1 protein-coding gene is annotated in these 1,326 nt (G+C 35.0%); it reads right to left on the reverse strand.

All coding sequences use genetic code 11. The features are described 5' to 3' along the window. A partial coding sequence (locus H8700_RS05520) for a restriction endonuclease subunit S (RefSeq protein ID WP_249304118.1) occupies positions 1-1,020 on the reverse strand: 1,020 nt, incomplete at its 3' end. Between the last annotated feature and the right edge of the window lie 306 nt (positions 1,021-1,326).

Here is a 1,326-nt window from a genome sequence, read left to right on the forward strand (position 1 = left end):
TTTTGATTTGTCGACTTGGTGAATAATGTCTACAAATTGTTCTTGCAGTTCAATTGGTGGAACTGTCACATCTAGCATTTTCATTTTAGTACCTGTCAAATGAGATATTGTCGCCTTAGCACCTTCAATAGCAGTAAAGCCACCATTCTCACAATTGTACTTAAACCACCATGACAAATAGTCTGGTAAAATTATGTCCTGATTGCATCGCACCCTATGAAGTGCCTTTTGAAAAAAACATTTCTTAATCTGATTGTGCCAAACTGCACATCTGCCAATCTCTCCACCTTCACAAACAAGTAAATCTCCATCCTCAAGACAAAATTCTTCCCGTTCTTTTTCATTAAAATCCATTTCATTCAAATTGCCTAATTCAAATCTAAACCATTGAACATTGAAATTAGCTAAATAAGGATATTTACATGTGCCCGTCTGATGTTTAGTATCAAGCATTTTGCCTAATCTTGAAGTAGTAATATCAGAAAACTGCTGACATTCCCATTTTCTATCATTATGAATAACATCCCCAAACATCTCGACAAATCGGGCTTTGATCAAATCATCCAATAATTGCATTTCTTTTTTTCTGTCATCAATTATCTTTTCACATTTTTTCAAGACTGTAACAATTTTCACTTGTTTTTCTATTGGATCAAGATTAAATTCCTCATGCTGATAATCTTTAAAATATATATGAGGAATAGTTGCCCCTGTAAAATACTTTTCTAAATGCATATATTTTACAACATAAAAAAGATACTCTGGTAATATATTCTCTTTTGGTAAAAGATATTGCATTGTGCCTATTACAGAAGATTTTGCCGGATGCAAAGTTGTCCTTCCAATTCCTGCACCATCCTTAACAACAGCAACATATGGCTGATCTTGATGATAAAAATCTACATTTCCAATATAACCTGATGCACCGTATATCGGATATTTACCATTCATTTTAGATACATCTGACTGTTTCAAGTTTGAAGAACCACGCTCACAAACTTCTCCAAGTTCCACTCTCATCTACATCATCTCTACAAATCCAATCCCACAAAAGCATTGCATTTCGAACAAATGTTTGCTATAATATTCTTGGTGCTACCCTATTCGGTAGGCGGTTAGCCTTCTCCACAAGAGTTTTAGCTTGTGTTTACATAGAAATCCTTTGCTGGAAATCTATCGAGGAGGTTTGTGCTTATGCTTACAACGGAGCTTTTTATAGCCATTATCAGCTTATGTATTACTTGCTTTGCTCTTGGTTATACCGTTGGTTCTAAGAGCAATAAATAGACACAAAAATAACCGCCCGGTCTGGTAAACTTTGGCGGT

Origin of the sequence: Jutongia hominis (assembly GCF_014384965.1) — a bacterium.
GTDB lineage: Bacteria > Bacillota > Clostridia > Lachnospirales > Lachnospiraceae > Butyribacter > Butyribacter hominis.